12 protein-coding genes are annotated in these 16,842 nt (G+C 67.9%); 7 read left to right on the top strand and 5 right to left on the bottom strand.

Going from position 1 to position 16,842, the window contains the following annotated elements:
* Positions 1-25 precede the first annotated feature (25 nt).
* The 4 genes from ACGFZ3_RS13645 to ACGFZ3_RS13660 all read right to left on the bottom strand — a co-directional run bounded on the left by ACGFZ3_RS13645 (position 26) and on the right by ACGFZ3_RS13660 (position 6,508).
* Complete coding sequence (locus tag ACGFZ3_RS13645; RefSeq protein ID WP_392921959.1) at positions 26-3,127, bottom strand: error-prone DNA polymerase; 3,102 nt, start codon at positions 3,125-3,127, stop codon at positions 26-28.
* The gene (locus tag ACGFZ3_RS13650) at positions 3,124-4,539 is read right to left on the bottom strand and encodes a Y-family DNA polymerase (RefSeq protein WP_392921962.1); all 1,416 of its coding nucleotides are present in this window, start codon (positions 4,537-4,539) and stop codon (positions 3,124-3,126) included. Before ACGFZ3_RS13650 ends, ACGFZ3_RS13645 begins: the two co-directional genes overlap by 4 nt.
* A 9-nt stretch (positions 4,540-4,548) precedes the next feature.
* Entirely contained in the window at positions 4,549-5,166 is a 618-nt protein-coding gene (gene imuA, locus ACGFZ3_RS13655; protein WP_392921964.1) for a translesion DNA synthesis-associated protein ImuA, read from the bottom strand.
* 148 nt (positions 5,167-5,314) lie between these two features.
* Positions 5,315-6,508, bottom strand: a complete 1,194-nt coding sequence (locus ACGFZ3_RS13660; RefSeq protein ID WP_392921968.1) for an MFS transporter — start codon at positions 6,506-6,508, stop codon at positions 5,315-5,317.
* 74 nt (positions 6,509-6,582) lie between these two features.
* Between ACGFZ3_RS13660 and ACGFZ3_RS13665 the strand changes: the two genes are divergently transcribed.
* The 3 genes from ACGFZ3_RS13665 to ACGFZ3_RS13675 all read left to right on the top strand — a co-directional run bounded on the left by ACGFZ3_RS13665 (position 6,583) and on the right by ACGFZ3_RS13675 (position 12,358).
* Positions 6,583-7,035, top strand: a complete 453-nt coding sequence (locus ACGFZ3_RS13665; RefSeq protein ID WP_392921971.1) for a winged helix-turn-helix transcriptional regulator — start codon at positions 6,583-6,585, stop codon at positions 7,033-7,035.
* 239 nt (positions 7,036-7,274) lie between these two features.
* Positions 7,275-10,097 (top strand): beta-glucosidase, encoded by a 2,823-nt coding sequence (locus ACGFZ3_RS13670; protein WP_392921975.1) that lies wholly within the window; start codon positions 7,275-7,277, stop codon positions 10,095-10,097.
* A 365-nt stretch (positions 10,098-10,462) separates the two neighbouring features.
* Positions 10,463-12,358 carry a CocE/NonD family hydrolase gene (locus ACGFZ3_RS13675; protein WP_392921978.1) on the top strand — a complete coding sequence of 632 codons (1,896 nt, stop codon included), beginning with the start codon at positions 10,463-10,465 and terminating at the stop codon, positions 12,356-12,358.
* Here ACGFZ3_RS13675 and ACGFZ3_RS13680 read toward each other — a convergent pair.
* Positions 12,352-13,452: an alkene reductase gene (locus ACGFZ3_RS13680; RefSeq protein WP_392921982.1), complete on the bottom strand. Its 1,101-nt coding sequence runs from the start codon at positions 13,450-13,452 to the stop codon at positions 12,352-12,354. The genes ACGFZ3_RS13675 and ACGFZ3_RS13680 overlap by 7 nt on opposite strands.
* Positions 13,453-13,611: 159 nt before the next feature.
* Between ACGFZ3_RS13680 and ACGFZ3_RS13685 the strand changes: the two genes are divergently transcribed.
* From ACGFZ3_RS13685 to lldD, 4 genes are all read left to right on the top strand, one after another.
* Positions 13,612-14,370: an SDR family NAD(P)-dependent oxidoreductase gene (locus ACGFZ3_RS13685; RefSeq protein WP_392921986.1), complete on the top strand. Its 759-nt coding sequence runs from the start codon at positions 13,612-13,614 to the stop codon at positions 14,368-14,370.
* Positions 14,371-14,483: 113 nt separating this feature from the next.
* On the top strand, positions 14,484-14,942 hold the full coding sequence (locus tag ACGFZ3_RS13690; protein ID WP_392921990.1) for an MgtC/SapB family protein: 459 nt from the start codon (positions 14,484-14,486) through the stop codon (positions 14,940-14,942).
* Positions 14,939-15,376 carry a VOC family protein gene (locus tag ACGFZ3_RS13695; RefSeq protein WP_392921993.1) on the top strand — a complete coding sequence of 146 codons (438 nt, stop codon included), beginning with the start codon at positions 14,939-14,941 and terminating at the stop codon, positions 15,374-15,376. The genes ACGFZ3_RS13690 and ACGFZ3_RS13695 overlap by 4 nt, the downstream gene beginning before the upstream one ends.
* 73 nt (positions 15,377-15,449) lie before the next feature.
* A complete protein-coding gene (gene lldD, locus ACGFZ3_RS13700; RefSeq protein WP_392921997.1) occupies positions 15,450-16,592 on the top strand; it encodes an FMN-dependent L-lactate dehydrogenase LldD in 1,143 nt (380 codons plus the stop codon).
* Positions 16,593-16,842: the final 250 nt, after the last annotated feature.

Genomic DNA, 16,842 nt, shown 5'->3' on the forward strand with positions numbered 1-16,842 from the left:
GTCAGCGTGAAACCGGTCACAGCAATCAATGAAAATCGCGGCTGTGGGTGCGCACTCCGTCAATCAGTGCATCGAGGTTGTGCATGCGCTGCACGATCAGGTGCTGCACGCCATCCACCCGTTCCAGCCGGCCATCGATCTGCATCAGCTGCGCCTCCACCAGCACCCGGTGCTGGCGGTCGGCGGTTCTGCGCCAGACCACCGCATTGACCATGCCGCTTTCGTCTTCGAGGGTGAGGAAGGTCACCCCGCTGGCGGTCTGCGGGCGCTGGCGCATGCGTACCAACCCGGCGAAACGCACGCTGCGCCCGTGCGGCAGCTGCGCCAGTTCGTCCGAGCGCTGGCAGCGGCGGGCGCGCAGCGCGTCGCGGATGAAGGACACCATGTGCTGGCCCAGGGTCGTGCCGGTGCTGTTGTAGTCGGCCTGCATGTCCTCGAACGCACTCGGTGCCGGCAACGCCACGGCGGCATCGGCAGTGGCGCGGATGTCCTCGAACAGCGGCAGTGGCTTTTCGACGCCGGAGACATCCCAGCGGGCGCGGTGGCGGTGCCCGCTCAACCCCTTCAGCGCGCCGGCATCGGCCAGCAGCCCCTGGTGGCGGCGGTCCAGGCGGGCCCGCTGGCTGAGGTCGGCCACGCTGTCGAAGGCATGCCGGGCACGTGCCTGCATGACGGCCCCGGCCACCGCTTCGCTGAAACCATCGATCATGCGCAGGCCAAGCCGGATGCCGGGCAGGGCGTCGCGCTGGGTGGCCGGCACCAGCGTGCAGTCCCAGTCGCTGTGGCGCACGTCCACCGGCAGCACCGGCACGCCATGCCGGCGCGCATCCTGCAGGATCTGGTCCGGCGTGTAGAACCCCAGCGGCTGGCTGTTGATCAGGCTGGCGGCAAACGCCGAGGGGTGGTGGCACTTGAGCCAGCAGCTGACATAGGTGATCAGCGCGAAACTGGCCGCGTGGCTTTCCGGAAAGCCGTAGCTGCCGAAGCCCTTGATCTGCTCGAACAGGCGTTCGCCGTATTCGCGGCTGTAGTTGTTCTTCGCCATGCCGGCCAGTAGTTTGTCGCGGTGCGGATCCAGCCCCCCGTGGCGTTTCCAGGCAGCCATCGAACGGCGCAGCGCATCGGCCTCGCCGGGACTGAAGCCGGCGGCGGCCACCGCCAGTTGCATCACCTGTTCCTGGAACAGGGGCACGCCCAGGGTGCGCCTGAATACTTTTTCCAGTGCCGGTGGGTAGTCGATTTCTTCGATCCCTTCTTCCTTGAGCCGCTTGCGGCGGTTGAGGTAGGGATGGACCATGTCGCCCTGGATCGGGCCGGGCCGCACGATCGCTACTTCGATCACCAGGTCGTAGAAACAGCGCGGCTGCATGCGCGGCAGCATCGCCATCTGCGCGCGCGATTCGATCTGGAACACGCCCAGCGTATCGGCACGGCAGATCATGTCGTAGGTGGCGGTGTCACCCGCCGGGATGTCGGCCATGCCCATCGCCGGGGCGCCATGGGCGTGCAGCATGGCCAGACATTTGCGCACGGCGGTGAGCATGCCCAGCGCCAGGCAGTCGACCTTCATCAGCCCGGTGGCATCCAGGTCGTCCTTGTCCCACTGGATCACGGTGCGGTCGGCCATGGCCGCGTTTTCCACCGGCACCAGGGTCGACAGCGGGTGCTCGGAAATCACGAAACCGCCCGGGTGCTGGGACAGGTGGCGCGGGAAGTCCACCAGTTCAGCGGTGAGCGCCACCACCCGCTGCATCAGCGGCGTGTCCGGGTCGAAGCCGCGTTCGCGCAGGGCCTCGGGCAGCGGCTCGTGGCTGCTCCAGCGGTCCAGGCAGGCGGCCAGTTCGTTGACCTGGTCCGGCGGCAGGCCCAGCACGCGCGCCACGTCGCGCACTGCACTGCGGCCGCGGTAGCTGATCGCCACGGCGGTGAGCGCGGCACGTTCGCGGCCGTAGCGGTTGAACACGTACTGCAGCACTTCCTCGCGGCGTTCGTGTTCGAAATCGATGTCGATGTCCGGTGGTTCGTCGCGTTCTTCAGAGATGAAGCGTTCGAACAGCAGTTCCATGTGGCTGGGGTCGATCTCGGTCACGCCCAGCACGAAGCACACCGACGAATTGGCCGCCGAACCACGGCCCTGGCACAGGATCTGCTGGCTGCGGGCGAAGCGCACGATGTCGTGCACGGTCAGGAAGTACGATTCGTACTGCTTGAGGTGGATCAGGCGCAGCTCGTGTTCGATCTGTCGCCGCTGCGCTTCGCTGGCGCCGCCGGGCCAGCGCCAGCGCATGCCCTCTTCGACCAGGACGCGCAGCCAGCTGGCCGGGTCGTGGCCGTCGGGAACCAGCTCGCGCGGGTAGGTGTACTGCAGCTGCGCCAGGTCGAACCGGCAGCGCCCGGCTACGCGCAGGGTTTCCTCCAGCAGTTCGGGCGGGTACAGCGCGGCCAGCGCCTGGCGCGTTCGCAGGTGGCGTTCACCATTCGGGAACAGGTGCCAGCCAGCATCGGCGATGGTGCAGTGCTGGCGGATCGCGGTGAGCGTGTCCTGCAGCGCACGGCGGCGGCGCACGTGCATGTGCACGTCGCCACTGGCCACCAGCGGCAGGTCATGGGCATAGCCGAACTCCAGCAGCGCCTCCAGCCGCGCCACGTCGTCGGCCTCGCGGTGCAGTTCCACCGCCAGCCACAGCCGGTGCGCGAAGCGTGCGTGCAGCCACGCGGCATCATCGGCATTGGGCGACCGCGCCGGCCACAGGCACAGCAGACTGTCGGGCAGGGCGTCGAAGTCCTCGCGCAGGCAGCGGTACTGGCCCTTGGGCGCGCGCCGGCGGCAGGTAGTGATCAGCTGGCACAGCCCTGCATAGGCGGCCAGGTCGGTGCACAGCAGTACCACCTTGGGCCCGTCCTCGACCTGGAACTCCGCACCGGTGATCAGGGCCAGCCCATGTTTCTTCGCCGCCTGCCAGGCGCGCACGATGCCGGCCAGCGAACATTCGTCGGTGATGGCCAGGGCCTTGTAGCCCTGTTCTTTCGCACGCGCGAACAGCTCGTCGGCGATGGAGGCACCGCGCTGGAAACTGAAGGCCGACAGGCAATGCAGTTCGGCGTAATCGGGCAGGGCGGTACTCATGCGAACCAGCCGTGCAGCATGAAGGGTCCGTGCCGTGCACCGGCGGCGGTATAGGCCCACGCACGCTGGCCCAGCGCGGTTTCGACCACGTAGTAGTCGCGGCGCACATCGCCTTCGTCCCACCAGCCCGATTCAATCCGCTCCGGCCCGGAGAGGATGCGCAGGTCCGGGTCGTACAGCGGCTGCGGCGTGGCCAGCAGCCAGCCCGGGCGCAACGGCAAGGCCGGCGGCGGGCCTTTGATGGCCGCTGTGGCTGGGCCGCTGGCGCGTTCGGGCCGATGTTCGGCGCGTAGTCCCACGCCCTGCACGGCATCGTCGCCCAGCCGCGCACGCAGGCGTTCGCGCAGCTGTTCCCAGGGCATGGCCTGCTGCGGACGCGGGTCGAACAGGTCGCGCGCGGCCGGCACGAACGGCGGCAGCTGTTCGGCCTGCAGGCGCAGCCCGCGGCTGCCGGCAGGCAGGCGCAGGTGGTCGACCCGGTTGCGCGCCAGTTCGAACAGCATGGCCGCATCGCGTTCGGGCGCGAGCAGGCCCACGGTCAGCCGGGTATCGGGGTGGCGCTCATGTTCGAACCACAGGTCGAACTGCTGCGCGCCGCCATCGCGCGAGCACAGGAAGGCGGCCAGGTCAGCGGTGAGACGGCGCAACGGGAACAGCAGTGCCTGGGTCGATTCGATTTCGTACTCGAACTCGATCCGTGCATCGAACCGGTCCGGCGGCCGGAAGTACTGCAGCGGCGCGCTGCCGATACCGCGCAGCGCATCCAGGTGGGTCAGCACCTGGGCCGGGAACCGCCGGGTCAGGCTCTCGCGGGGGAGCGCGAAGGCCGCGCCCAGCGTACGCAGGCCGGAGCGGGCCAGTACCGTGACAGCCTCGGCCGGCAGGCCGCTGCGGTCGATCGGGATCTGCGCCAGTGCAGGTTCCAGCGCCGTTGCATCCACGCCCAGCCGCGCATGCACGCGGGTGAGCACCCAGGCAGCGTGCGGGTTGGGCGCGGCTACCAGCCGATGGCGGAAGCCGAGTTCCTTCAGGCCGTCGCGCAGGCGCTGTTCGATTGCCGGCCAGTCACCGAACAGGGCGCGGCTGGCGCCGATTTCCAGCGCCAGCGCATGCGGGAACGCCAGGCTCACCTGCGAGCTGATGCCGTACAGCCAGCTGGCCAGCAGTTGGCGGGTGTCCTGTTCGGCGCGCGGGTCGTAGTCCACCGTGAGCATGTCGCGGGTCAGCACCTGGGCGGCCGACAGCAGCATGCCGCGGCGCAGGCCCAGCTGGCGCGCCGCCGGGCTTACCGCATGCAGCACCCGGCGCTGGGCCGGGCCGGTGACCAGCACCAGCGGCGCGCGCGGATCGGGCTGCTGGCGCAGGGCCGCGTCCAGCGCCAGTTGAGGCAGCAACAGGCAGGCCCACTGCATGGCAGCGCCTCAATGGGCCAAGGCCAGCGGCAACGGCTGCGCCGGTGCCATGCCGCCGCGGCATTTGAGCACCCGCACCTGGCCGGCATCGAGCTGCAGGCGCAACGGGGCGGGGGAGGGGTTGCGGGCCAGCCGGCTGTCGCGGAAGGCAAAGCCCAGGCACTGGCCGGTTTCGGCGGCCACCTGCAGCCGGCGCAGGGCGCGGTCGTCGGCATGTCCCGGCCAGCACAGCACCGCTGCACAGGCGGCCGAGCGCAGGCATTGTTCAGCCGCCCACAGCGCTTCGCGCGGGGTGGCGCGCACCACCTGCAGCTGGCCCAGGGCCAGCCCGGCGCCGGCCCAGGCCGGGGCATGCGGCAAGTGCGGTGGGGCGACCAGCACCACGGTCTGCTGCAGCTGGCTGAGCCGGGCCAGGGTCGGCCAGACCAGCGCCAGCTCGCCCTGGCCGGGTGCGGCCAGCAGTACTTCGGACAGGGCCGAGGGCGGCCAGCCACCCCCGGGCAGGCGGCTGTCCAGCGCCGGGTGCCCGGTCGGATGGGCGGGGGTTTCCGGCGCCGTCCCGCGCGGCTGCCCTCGCCAGACCTGGCGGCTTTCCAGCAGTTGTTCCAAGGCCACCACCGCGCCCATCAGCGCACCTCCCGGCAAGGCTGGAAAGAGCAGGAGTGGGCGGGAAACCTGAACATGAAGGCGAGGATAGGCAGGGCAGGTGTCAAGGGTTGAGACCGACATGCTACGTGTTATTAGCAAAATTGCTAATGAATTCGTAGCGCGACGTTTACCCCCGCCGAAGCCGCCCGTCAGACGTCCATGACCCCCGCAAAAAAATCCCCAACGCCAACAGCGACACCCCAGCCCCCACCCAACACACTGCCCCCCACCCATGCGCCGCATACACCGCGCTTCCCAGCAAGGCGCCCAACCCGCTTCCGGCCGCATAGAACAACATGTACGCCGCAATCACCTGCGCCTGGGCCTGCGTCGGCGCCGCCGCCAGGATCAGGCTCTGGTTGGTCACATGCAGGGCCTGTACGGCCAGATCCAGCAGCAGTACGCCCAGCACCAGCCAGCCCAGCGAGGCGTGCAGCGCCGACAACGGCCACCAGCTCAACAGCAGCAACAGCAGAGCCCCCAGCGTCACCCGCCTGGCATGGCCACGGTCGCTCCAGTGCCCGCTGCGTGCGGCGGCCAGTGCGCCGAGCAGGCCCACCAGGGCGAACGCACCGATCGCGGTGTGCCCAAGCCGGAACGGCGGCGCGCTCAACGGCAGCGCCATGCTGCTCCAGAACAGCCCGAACCCGGTGAACATCAACACCCCCAGCAGCCCACGCCGACGCAGCACCGGTTGCTGGCGTAGCAGGGCCCGCAGTGACAGCCTTGGCGAGGCGATTGGAACCGCAAGAGGCGGCAGATGCCGCCACAGCAGCACCCCGGTCACTCCCATCACACCGGCAGAGAGCAGGTACACCGTGCGCCAGCCGCCCAGATCTGCCACCACGCCCGCCACCAGCCGTGCCAGCAGCAGCCCGATCACCACCCCGGCCTGCGCCGCGCCGACCACGCGGCCACGCGCATGCACCGGTGCGGCGGCGGCTGCGTAGGCAATCAGCCCTTGGGTCATCGCGGTGCCCAGCAGGCCCACGGCGGACATGGCCAGCAGCAGGCCCATGGCCGTACCGGCGGCAGCAACACAGAGCAGCGCCAGCATCAGCGCGGCGGTCTGCAGCGCCATCAGTCGCCGCCGCTCGACCCGGTCGCCCAGCGGCACCAGCCACAGCAGGGCGGCCACCGACCCGACCTGGGTCGCGGCGATCACCGCGCCGATCCAGGACACGCCGATGCGCAGGTCGGCCGACAGCGCATCCAGCAGCGGCTGGGCGTAATAGACGTTGGCCACGCTGAGCCCGGCCGCGCAGGCGAACAGCAGCAGCAGGGAAGGGGCGATGCGCGGGAGGGGGGCGGTGGTGGACATGTATGGTCTCGAAATAGAACCAGTTGAGTCTGTGGCATTTGGTTCTAAAATGAAACCACCCAAGGAGGATCGCCATGCACCCCGATCTCAACCGCACCTGCCCGGTCGCGCGCGCGCTGGACCTGATCGGCGACCGCTGGTCGCTGCTGATCGTGCGCGACGCCTTCGATGGCGTGCGCCGCTTCAGCGATTTCCAACGTGGCCTGGGCATGTCGCGCAGCATGCTCAGCCAGCGCCTGCAGGCCCTGCAGGACGCCGGCGTGCTGACCCAGCAGGCCGCCGCCGATGGCAGCCGTTACCACGACTACGTGCTCACCGCCCAAGGCCAGGCGCTGTTCCCGCTGGTGGTGGCGCTGCGCCAATGGGGCGAGGGCCATCTGTTCGACCCGTCTGAACCGCGTTCGCACCTGCAGGTGATCGGCACCGGACAGGACCTGGCACCGCTGCTGCCGCGCGATGCCCAGGGCAGGGCGCTGACGGCTGCCGAGACCGAAGTGATCAAGCCGGATCCGGCGCCGCGAACCTGAACACGCTGTTGACACGGATGAACAGGGTGAACGACTCTTGAGCGGACGGGTGCTGGTGACGGCACCCGACGGATGCGGTGGCTGTGGCGACAGGCGGAGGGGCCTGATCGTGGCTGGCGCGCCCGTGTAGTTCGATCCCGAGCGCGGTTGCGTGCCGGGATCCCGCCATGACGGCGCTGCACCCTTCTGCGGCAAGACTCCCTGGATTTACTGCGTCAGCAAAGGTGTTTCGCCCGCTTATGAAAACGATTACAAAGCCCCTGGCCCTGACGGCCGCCATCGCCCTGTCGCTGTCTGCCTCTGCCTTCGCGGCACCGGCGGTGGGGGGCGAGGCCTTCACCGTGCTCCGCCTGGACCAGGCACCGACCTACCTGGATGCCAAGGCGGTGGCCGAACAACTGCAGGCGCTGGACGTGGATGCGCTGACCATCGGCAATGTGATCCGTCCTGCCGACACCACGGAAAGCGCGCAGGCACCCGATCCGCTGGCGGCCCTGGCCGACGACCTCGGCTACACCTATCGCTTCGTCAGCGCCGACCAGGCTGCGGCCGAGCAGCGCGGCAGCATCGTGCTTTCGCGCCTGCCGGTGGAAGCCGAGTCGGGCGTGGAAGCACCGGGCCTGAATTACCTGCGCCTCAACGACGGCCGCCACGTGGTGGCGCTGTACACGCGCGCTGCCGGCGCCGATGCCGATGGCGCGCCGGTCAAGGCGCTGGTGGACGGCTCGCGCCTGGGGGCGCCCGCACTGCTGCTGGGTTCGGATGCGGACAGCGCCACCGCCGCTGGTTTCGCCGCCATCGGCAAGGGCGCCGGCTACAGTGCCGGCTTCGATGCCGCCACGACCAGGCCGGTGAAGCTGCGCCTGGATGCCGACACCAGCGTTGCCGGCCAGCTGCTGACGCTGGGCTACAGCGCGCCGGTGGGGGGCGACACGCCATGGATGGACACCGGCCTGAGCGCGGATGCGCGCGCCAAGCTGCTGGTGGCGCGGATGACCGTGGACGAGAAGTTCCAGATGCTGCACAGCTACTTCGGGCTGGGCAAGGATGGCGGGCCGCTCCCGGAAGGCGCGGTCGGTTCGGCCGGGTTCGTGCCGGGCGTGCCGCGCCTGGGGATCCCGGCCCAGCAGTCGGCTGATGCCGGCGTGGGCGTGACCAACCCGGGCGGGATCCGCAAGGGCGACCATGCCACGGCGATGCCCTCGGGCCCCTCCACCGCCTCGACCTGGAACCCGCAGATCGCCTTCACCGGCGGCGCTACCATGGGCCGCGAGGCCTGGCAGCAGCGCTTCAACATCCTGCTGGCCGGCAGCGTCAACCTGCAGCGCGACCCGCGCAATGGCCGCAACTTCGAATATGCCGGCGAAGACCCGGTGCTGGCCGGCCGCCTGGTGGGCGAATCGATCCGGGGCGTGCAGAGCCAGCACGTGATTTCGACGATGAAGCACTTCGCGCTCAACGACATGGAAACCTCGCGCAACTTCCACAGTGCCGAAATCGGCGAACAGGCGATGCGCGAGTCGGACCTGCTGGCGTTCGAGATCGCACTCGATGCAGGCAAGCCCGGTTCGGTGATGTGCTCCTACAACCGTATCAACGGCACCTATGGCTGCGAGCACGATTACCTGATGAATCAGGTGCTCAAGCAGGAATGGAAGTTCCCTGGTTTCGTGATGTCCGACTGGGGCGGCGTGCACAGCGGTTCGAAGGCGGCGCTGGCCGGGCTGGACCAGCAGTCGGCGGGCGAGGTGTTCGACAAGGCGGTGTACTTCGACGAGCCGCTGCGCCTGGCAGTGGCCGGTGGTACCGTGCCGCAGGCGCGTTTGAACGATATGGTCGCGCGGATCCTGCGCACCATGTTCGCGCACGGCAACTTCGACCTGCCGCCGCAGCATGGGCCGATCGACGACGAAGCCGGCTTTGCCGCGGCGCAGCGCACCGTTGAAGAAGGCAGCGTGCTGCTGCGCAACGCCGGCGACGTGCTGCCGCTGGGCAGGGACGTGCAGCGCATCGTGATCATCGGCGGGCATGCCGACAAGGGCGTGATCGGCGGCGGTGGTTCGTCGATGGTGGGCTGGACCGCGCGTGGCACCAATGCAGTGCCGGGCGTGCTGCCGACCACCTGGCCGGGCCCGGTGATCTTCCACCCGTCCTCGCCGCTGCAGGCGCTGCGCGCCGAGCGCCCGGACGCGACCATCGAGTACGTGGACGGCCGTGACGTGGCGGCTGCCGCGCGCGCTGCCGCTGCGGCCGACGTGGCGATCGTGTTCGCAACGCAGTGGTCGGCCGAATCGGTCGATCTGCCGCACATGCAGCTGCCGGACAACCAGGACAAACTGATTGCAGGGGTGGCCAAGGCCAATCCGAAGACGGTGGTGGTGCTGGAAACCAACGGGCCGGTCGAGCTGCCGTGGCTGCAGCAGGTGCCGGCGATCCTGCAGGCGTGGTACCCGGGCATCCGCGGCGGTGAGGCCATCGCGGCGCTGTTGACGGGCAAGGTGAATCCGTCGGGCCGGCTGCCGGTCACGTGGCCGGTGGATGCGTCGCAGCTGCCGCGCCCGCATGTGAACGGGCTGGGCTTCAATCCAAAGCAGAAGCCGGACGACACCATCGATTACAACATCGAAGGTGCCAACGTCGGTTACAAGTGGTTCGCGGCCAAGGGCCTCACCCCGCAGTTCGCGTTCGGCCACGGGCTCTCGTACACGCAGTTCCAGTACGACAACCTGAGCTACACGGCAATGGGCCAGCGCCTGGTGGCGACGGTGGATGTGCGCAACACCGGCAAGGTGGCCGGTGCGGACGTGGCCCAGCTGTACCTGAAGATGCCGGAAGGCAGCACCACGCCGATCCGCCTGATCGGGTTCCAGAAGGTCACGCTGCAGCCGGGTGAATCGCGCCGGATCCGCATCGAGGCCGAACCGAAGGCGATGGCCAGTTTCGATACGGCCGACAAGCAGTGGAAGATTGCGGAAGGCCGTTACGAGCTGCAGCTTTCGCGTTCGGCCAATGAGCCGCTGCAGACCTCGCCGATGGTGTTGAGTGGTGGTGTGGTGAAGTGAGGTCTACGTGGTGCGTGGGCGTTTAGAGCGCTCACGCATTGCGGCGAACAGCCTTGGTCTGCGAATGTCTGGGGCTTGGCTGGCGGGTGTGGGTTTGCGGGACACGCCGCAAGTACGTCCCTGTAGTCTCGTTCGCGCCATCCATGGCGCTCTACGGTCCCGCAAACCCACCCCCGCCAGCCCAAGCCAGGGATACGAGCAGCGTAGGCCATTGTTTGCAAAGGCGCGTGGCGACGCGTTCGTCAATCGGGCGCGTCGTTGCGCTGCGGCGCGGCCGTTCGCGGCCAACCATCGGCACATATCGGGCAGGGAAGAATGGCGCTAGGCTGCGAGGGTTGGTCGCCATCACCTTCCCGGAGAGAGCCATGCGTGTCCGTGTCGTGCCTGTCGTGCTGTTGAGCCTGATGATTGCCGCCAGCGTGTCGGCACAGACCGCGCCGATGACGCCGGATATTCCGGCCAAGGGATTCGTCACCCCTATTGCGGGGTATGACTACGACAAGCGCGAAGTGATGATTCCCATGCGCGATGGGACAAAGCTGTACACCGTCATCGTCGTGCCCAAGGGCGCGCGCAATGCACCGATGCTGTTGACCCGTACCCCGTACGATGCCGCCAACCGCGCCAAGCGCATCGATTCGCCGCACATGCGCGACATCCTCCCGCAGGGCGACGAAGTGTTCGTCGATGCCGGCTACATCCGCGCGTTCCAGGATATCCGCGGCAAGTACGGCTCCGAAGGCGATTACGTGATGACCCGGCCGCTGCGTGGGCCACTGAACAACACCAAGGTAGACCATGCCACCGACGCCTGGGACACCATCGACTGGCTGGTCAGACACGTGCCCGAAAGCAACGGCAAGGTCGGCATGCTGGGTTCCTCGTATGAGGGCTTCACCGTGGTGATGGCGCTGACCAACCCGCACCCCGCATTGAAGGTCGCCGCGCCGCAGAGCCCGATGATCGATGGCTGGATGGGCGATGACTGGCTCAACTACGGCGCCTTCCGCCAGGTCAACTTCGGCTACTTCACCGGCCAGCTGGCCAAGCGCGGCAAGGGGCCGTCCATTCCCAGCACCGGCTACGACGATTACACCACCTTCCTGCGCGCCGGCTCGGCCGGTGACTATGCCAAGGCCAACGGCCTGGAGCAGCTGGCGTGGTGGCACAAGCTGGTAGAACACCCGGCCTACGATGCCTTCTGGCAGGAACAGGCGCTGGATGCCCGCATGGCCAGGACCGGATTGAAGGTGCCCACCATGTGGCTGCAGGGCCTGTGGGACCAGGAGGACATGTGGGGCGCCGTGCACAGCTATGCCGCGATGGAGCCGCGAGACAGCAGCAATACCCTCAATTACCTGGTCATGGGCCCATGGCGCCACAGCCAGGTCAACTATGACGGCAGCAGCCTGGGCGCGCTGAAGTTCGATGGTGATACCGCGCTGCAGTTCCGCCGCGACGTGCTCAAGCCGTTCTTCGACCAGTACCTGGTCGATGGCGCGGCCAAGGCCGATACCCCGCCGGTGCTGATCTACAACACCGGCGAGAACCACTGGGACAAGCTGCAGCAGTGGCCGCGTACCACCGCCCAGACCAGACCGCTGTACCTGCGTGCGGGCGGCAAGCTGTCGTTCGAGGCGCCGAAGGCGGGCGAGGCCACGCACGATGCCTATGTGTCCGACCCGGCCAAGCCGGTGCCGTTCGCACCGCGCCCGGTGCGCTTCGCCGACCGCGACATGTGGACCAGCTGGCTGGTCAAGGACCAGCGCTTCGTGGATGGCCGCACCGACGTGCTGACCTTCGTCAGCGAGCCGCTGACCGAGCCGCTGCGGATCGGTGGCGCGCCGCAGGTGAACCTGCAGGCGGCCACCAGCGGCAGCGACAGCGACTGGGTGGTGAAGCTGATCGACGTGTACCCCGACCAGGTGCCGTCGACGCCGGAAATGGGCGGCTATGAGCTGGGCGTGTCGATGGCGATCTTCCGGGGCCGCTACCGCGAAAGCTTCAGCGAACCGAAAGCAATCACCGCCAACCAGGTGCTGGACTACAGGTTCGGGCTGCCCACCGCCAATCACGTGTTCCAGCCCGGCCACCGGGTGATGGTGCAGGTGCAGTCCAGCCTGTTCCCGCTGTACGACCGCAACCCGCAGACCTTCGTGCCCAACATCTACCTGGCCAAGCCGGGCGATTACCAGAAGGCGACCCAGCAGATCTGGCATGCACCGGGCAACGCATCGTTCATTTCGTTGCCGGTTTACTGAGCACCCGACACGCTGGGGTAGTCGGTGTAGCCCTTGGCGCCACCGCCATACAGCGTGTCCGGGTCAAGCTCGGACAGGGTCACACCCAGGCGCAGGCGCTCGACCAGGTCCGGGTTGGCGATGAAGGCGCGCCCGAACGCGATCATGTCGGCATAGCCGGTTGCGATGGCCTGCTCGGCGCTGTCCTTGTCGTAGCCATTGTTGGCGATCCACGGGCCACGGAACTTCGCCCGCAGCGCCGCGTAATCGAACGGGATGTTGTCGCGCGGACCGCCGGTAGCGCCTTCGATGACATGCACGAAGGCCAACCCGCCAATCGCATCCAGGCGCTCGACCGCACGTTCAAACAAGGCCTGCGGCTGCGAATCGCGCGCATCGTTGGCGGGGGTGACCGGCGACAGGCGCACACCAGTGCGATCAGCGCCGATTTCCGAGGCGATTGCACGCACCACTTCGTCGAGCAGGCGGGTCCGGTTTTCAATGCTGCCGCCGTATTCGTCGGTACGCAGGTTACTGCCATCACGCAGGAACTGATCGATCAGGTAACCGTTGGCGGCATGCACTTCCACGCCATCGAACCCGGCGGTGATGGCGTTGCGGGCGGCCTGGCGGAAGTCCTGCACCAGTGCGGGAATTTCGTCCAGGCGCAGTGCGCGCGGTTCGGAGACATCTTCGAAGCCCTTGGCCGTGAACGTCTTGCCATTGGCACGCAGTGCACTCGGCGCCACCGGAACTTCACCTTCCGGCAGCAGGCTGGTGTGCGAAATGCGACCCACGTGCCAGAGCTGCAGCACGATGCGGCCACCACGCGCATGCACCGCATCGGTGACCTTGCGCCAGGCATCGATCTGGGCCTGGCTGTAGATGCCGGGCGTATCCAGGTAGCCCTGGCCGAGCGGGCTGATCTGCGTGGCCTCGGCGATGATCAGCCCGGCGCTGGCACGCTGCTCGTAGTACTGGATGGCGAGGGGGTTGGGCACGCGCCCATCGATGGCGCGGTTGCGGGTAAGCGGCGCCATCGCGATGCGGTTGCCGACGTCGATGGCGCCAAGCCGGGTGGGGCTGAACAACGTACTGTCAGGAGACTGTGTCATGTGCGATGCCTTGGGGAAGGGGAGTCGTGCAGGGGTACGACACCCAGCATAGGCCCAGGTGCGTTGCAGCGATGGGAAGCATTGTTGCGGGGCATTGCGTGCACGTTGTGTAACGCCGTCGAGGCGTAGGGTGGGGGGACATCAAGCAGAGGCAGTGCAATGATCGATTACCAACTCAAGGGTAAGGTGGCCATCGTCACCGGTGGCGTTTCCGGCATCGGCCTGGCGGTGGCCGAGCTGCTGGCCGATTCCGGCGCGGCGGTGGCGGTGTGGGACCTGAAGGACGACGCGGTGCAGAAGACCGCCGAGGCGATTCGTGGCAGGGGCGTGAAAGCGATCGGCATCGCGCTGGACGTCACCGACGAGGCGGCGGTGGACGCTGCGGTGCAGCGGACGGTGCAGGAACTGGGCGGGCTGGACATCGGGGTCAACAACGCCGGCATCGGCGGCCCGTCGGCCAGCAGCGGCGACTACCCCGTGGACGGCTGGAAGCGTGTCATCGACGTCAATCTCAACAGCGTGTTCCTGTGCCAGCGCGCGCAGATCCAGGCGATGCGCAGGGGCGGAAAAGGCGGCAGCATCATCAACATGGCGTCGATCCTGGGTCAGGTGGGGTTCGCCAGTTCGGCCGCCTACGTGGCTGCCAAGCACGGCGTGGTCGGGTTGACCCAGACCGCGGCCTGGGAACACGCGGGCGACAACATCCGGGTCAACGCGGTGGGCCCCGGATTCATTTCCACGCCGTTGCTGGACAAGATGGATCCGGCCGTGCGCAAGGCGCTGGAGGCCAAGCACGCGCTGAACCGGCTGGGCAGGGCGGAAGAGGTGGCGGCGCTGGTGGCGTGGCTGGCCAGCGCCGACGCGTCGTTCGCCACCGGCACCTACTACGCCGTTGATGGCGGCTACCTGGCGCAGTAAGCCGGTTGCTGCAGGCGCGGGCCTGCCCGCGCCTGCACGCCACGCTCACGCCGGATTTCACGGCACTCCCACGAAGCTCACGCAAGGCTGGAGGCATTGCCGAGGAGAGCTGGATGGGACTGGAACAGGATCTGTCGATTCTGCTGCGCATTGCCGCAGCGATGTTGTTTGGCGGCGTGCTCGGGCTCGAACGCGAGCTGGGCAAGCATGCGGCCGGGTTGCGTACGCACATGCTGATTGCCGGCGCGGCCGCGCTGATCGTGGGCCTGGGCGACAGCATCGCCGAGCATTTCCAACAGGAGCGCTACCGCGACCTGCTGCAGGTGGATCCGGTGCGCCTGATCGAAGCGGTGGTGGCGTGCGTTGGCTTCGTGGCGGCGGGCACCATCCTGCGCGGCAACCGCGATGACGAGGTGAGCGGACTGACCACGGCCAGTTCGCTGATCATGGCCGCAGCCATCGGCATCGCGGTGGGCATCGGGGAATACGTGATTGCAATCGGGGTCAGCGTGATGTGCGTGATCGTGCTGACGGTGTTCCGTCGCCTGGCCAGGAAACTGGAGTCGCCATGAGCAGCGAGCGTCCGTTCGAGATCAGACACATTGATCACCTGGTGCTGCGGGTGCAGGACCTGCAGCGTGCGGTGGCCTTCTATCGCGATGTGCTGGGTTGCACGGTGGCGCGCGAGCGCCCGACGTTGGGCATGGTGCACCTGCATGCGGGGTCTTCGATGATCGACCTTGTCAGCGTGGACGGTGCAGTAGGCGTCCGCGGCGGCCCGGCGGCCGGGGCGCAGGGGCGCAACCTGGAGCACCTGTGCCTGCGCATCGAGCCGTTCGACGAAGCGGCGCTGCGCGAGCACCTGGCGATGCACGGGGTGGTGGTGGATGGGAAGGTGAGCAGCAACCTCGGCGCGGAAGGCGACGGGCTGTCGCTGTCCCTGCGCGACCCCGATGGCAATGCGGTGGAACTGAAGGGGCCGGCCAGTCCGTGCGGCTGCGGCTAGGCGACAATCTGCTGCGCAGGAGTAGATCTTTGGTCTAATGGGCGGATCGTGAACGCTTCGCCATGGTTGGGCCATGATCATTTCCGCTTCCACCGATTACCGCGCCGCCGCGCAACGCCGGCTGCCGCCGTTCCTGTTCCACTACATCGACGGCGGCGCGTACGCCGAGCACACGCTGCGCCGCAATGTGGAGGACCTGGCTGAGATCGCGCTGCGCCAGCGGATCCTGCGCAACGTGGCCGACCTGAGCCTGGACGCGGAGCTGCTGGGTGAGCGCATGGCGATGCCGGTGGCGCTGGGGCCGGTGGGGCTGACCGGGATGTTTGCGCGACGGGGCGAGGTGCAGGCGGCGAGGGCGGCGGCGAGCCGTGGCATTCCGTTCACGCTGTCCACCGTTTCGGTATGTGCGATCGAGGAGGTGGCACCGGCCATTGATCGGCCGATGTGGTACCAGCTGTATGTGCTGAAGGATCGCGGCTTCATGCGCAATGCGCTGGAGCGGGCCAGGGCGGCGGGGGTCACCACGCTGGTGTTCACGGTGGACATGCCCACGCCCGGTGCGCGCTACCGCGATGCGCATTCGGGAATGAGCGGACCCAACGCGGCGCTGCGCCGCATGCTGCAGGCGGTGACGCACCCGCGCTGGGCGTGGGACGTTGGGCTGCGCGGGCGCCCACATGACCTGGGCAACATTTCGACCTACCGCGGCAACCCGACCGGACTGGGCGATTACATCGGTTGGCTGGGCAGCAATTTCGATCCGTCCATTTCGTGGAAGGACCTGGAGTGGATCCGCGAGTTCTGGACCGGGCCGATGGTGATCAAGGGCATCCTGGATCCAGAAGACGCGCGCGATGCGGTGCGCTTCGGCGCCGACGGCATCGTGGTATCCAACCATGGCGGCCGCCAGCTGGACGGGGTGCTGTCGACGGCGCGTGCGCTGCCGGCCATTGCCAGTGCGGTCAAGGGCGAGGTGGAGATCCTGGTCGATTCGGGCATCCGCAATGGGCTGGACGTAGTACGCATGCTGGCGCTGGGCGCCGACGGCGTGCTGCTTGGCCGCGCGTTCGTGTACGCGCTGGCGGCTCACGGCGAGGCCGGCGTGGCCAACCTGCTGGATCTGATCGCGAAGGAAATGCGCGTGGCGATGACCCTGACGGGTGCGCGCAACATTCGTGAGATCAGTGAGGATTCGTTGGTGGGTTTTCCGCGTTGAGAGCGGTAAAGCCGTAAAGCGGTAAAGCGGTAAAGCGGTAAAGCGGTAAAGCGGTAAAGCCCCCGTACCCCCATGCCCGCCGACCCTTTGACAGTGAGCCGGTGGCCAAAGGAACAGCGGAAGGGGGCCCCCCGGGGGGGGGGCCCCCCCCGGGGGGGGGGGTTCCCAAAAAACCCCCCGGATTGCCAACAACCCCCTGAACCACTATACCAAACCAACACCCCGGTTTGGTTTTTGGTTTTTTTACACG

It is taken from the genome of Stenotrophomonas sp. NPDC047960, from assembly GCF_043204395.1.
Classification (GTDB): Bacteria; Pseudomonadota; Gammaproteobacteria; order Xanthomonadales; family Xanthomonadaceae; genus Stenotrophomonas.

Excerpts from the sequence above, each read along its gene's own strand:
- ACGFZ3_RS13695 (WP_392921993.1), top strand. The coding sequence starts at position 14,939 with ATGAGCAGCGAGCGTCCGTTCGAGATCAGACACATTGATCACCTGGTG.
- ACGFZ3_RS13660 (WP_392921968.1), bottom strand. The coding sequence starts at position 6,508 with ATGTCCACCACCGCCCCCCTCCCGCGCATCGCCCCTTCCCTGCTGCTG.
- ACGFZ3_RS13690 (WP_392921990.1), top strand. The coding sequence starts at position 14,484 with ATGGGACTGGAACAGGATCTGTCGATTCTGCTGCGCATTGCCGCAGCG.
- ACGFZ3_RS13685 (WP_392921986.1), top strand. The coding sequence starts at position 13,612 with ATGATCGATTACCAACTCAAGGGTAAGGTGGCCATCGTCACCGGTGGC.
- ACGFZ3_RS13675 (WP_392921978.1), top strand. The coding sequence starts at position 10,463 with ATGCGTGTCCGTGTCGTGCCTGTCGTGCTGTTGAGCCTGATGATTGCC.
- ACGFZ3_RS13645 (WP_392921959.1), bottom strand. The coding sequence starts at position 3,127 with ATGAGTACCGCCCTGCCCGATTACGCCGAACTGCATTGCCTGTCGGCC.
- imuA (WP_392921964.1), bottom strand. The coding sequence starts at position 5,166 with ATGGGCGCGGTGGTGGCCTTGGAACAACTGCTGGAAAGCCGCCAGGTC.
- ACGFZ3_RS13665 (WP_392921971.1), top strand. The coding sequence starts at position 6,583 with ATGCACCCCGATCTCAACCGCACCTGCCCGGTCGCGCGCGCGCTGGAC.
- lldD (WP_392921997.1), top strand. The coding sequence starts at position 15,450 with ATGATCATTTCCGCTTCCACCGATTACCGCGCCGCCGCGCAACGCCGG.
- ACGFZ3_RS13670 (WP_392921975.1), top strand. The coding sequence starts at position 7,275 with ATGAAAACGATTACAAAGCCCCTGGCCCTGACGGCCGCCATCGCCCTG.
- ACGFZ3_RS13680 (WP_392921982.1), bottom strand. The coding sequence starts at position 13,452 with ATGACACAGTCTCCTGACAGTACGTTGTTCAGCCCCACCCGGCTTGGC.
- ACGFZ3_RS13650 (WP_392921962.1), bottom strand. The coding sequence starts at position 4,539 with ATGCAGTGGGCCTGCCTGTTGCTGCCTCAACTGGCGCTGGACGCGGCC.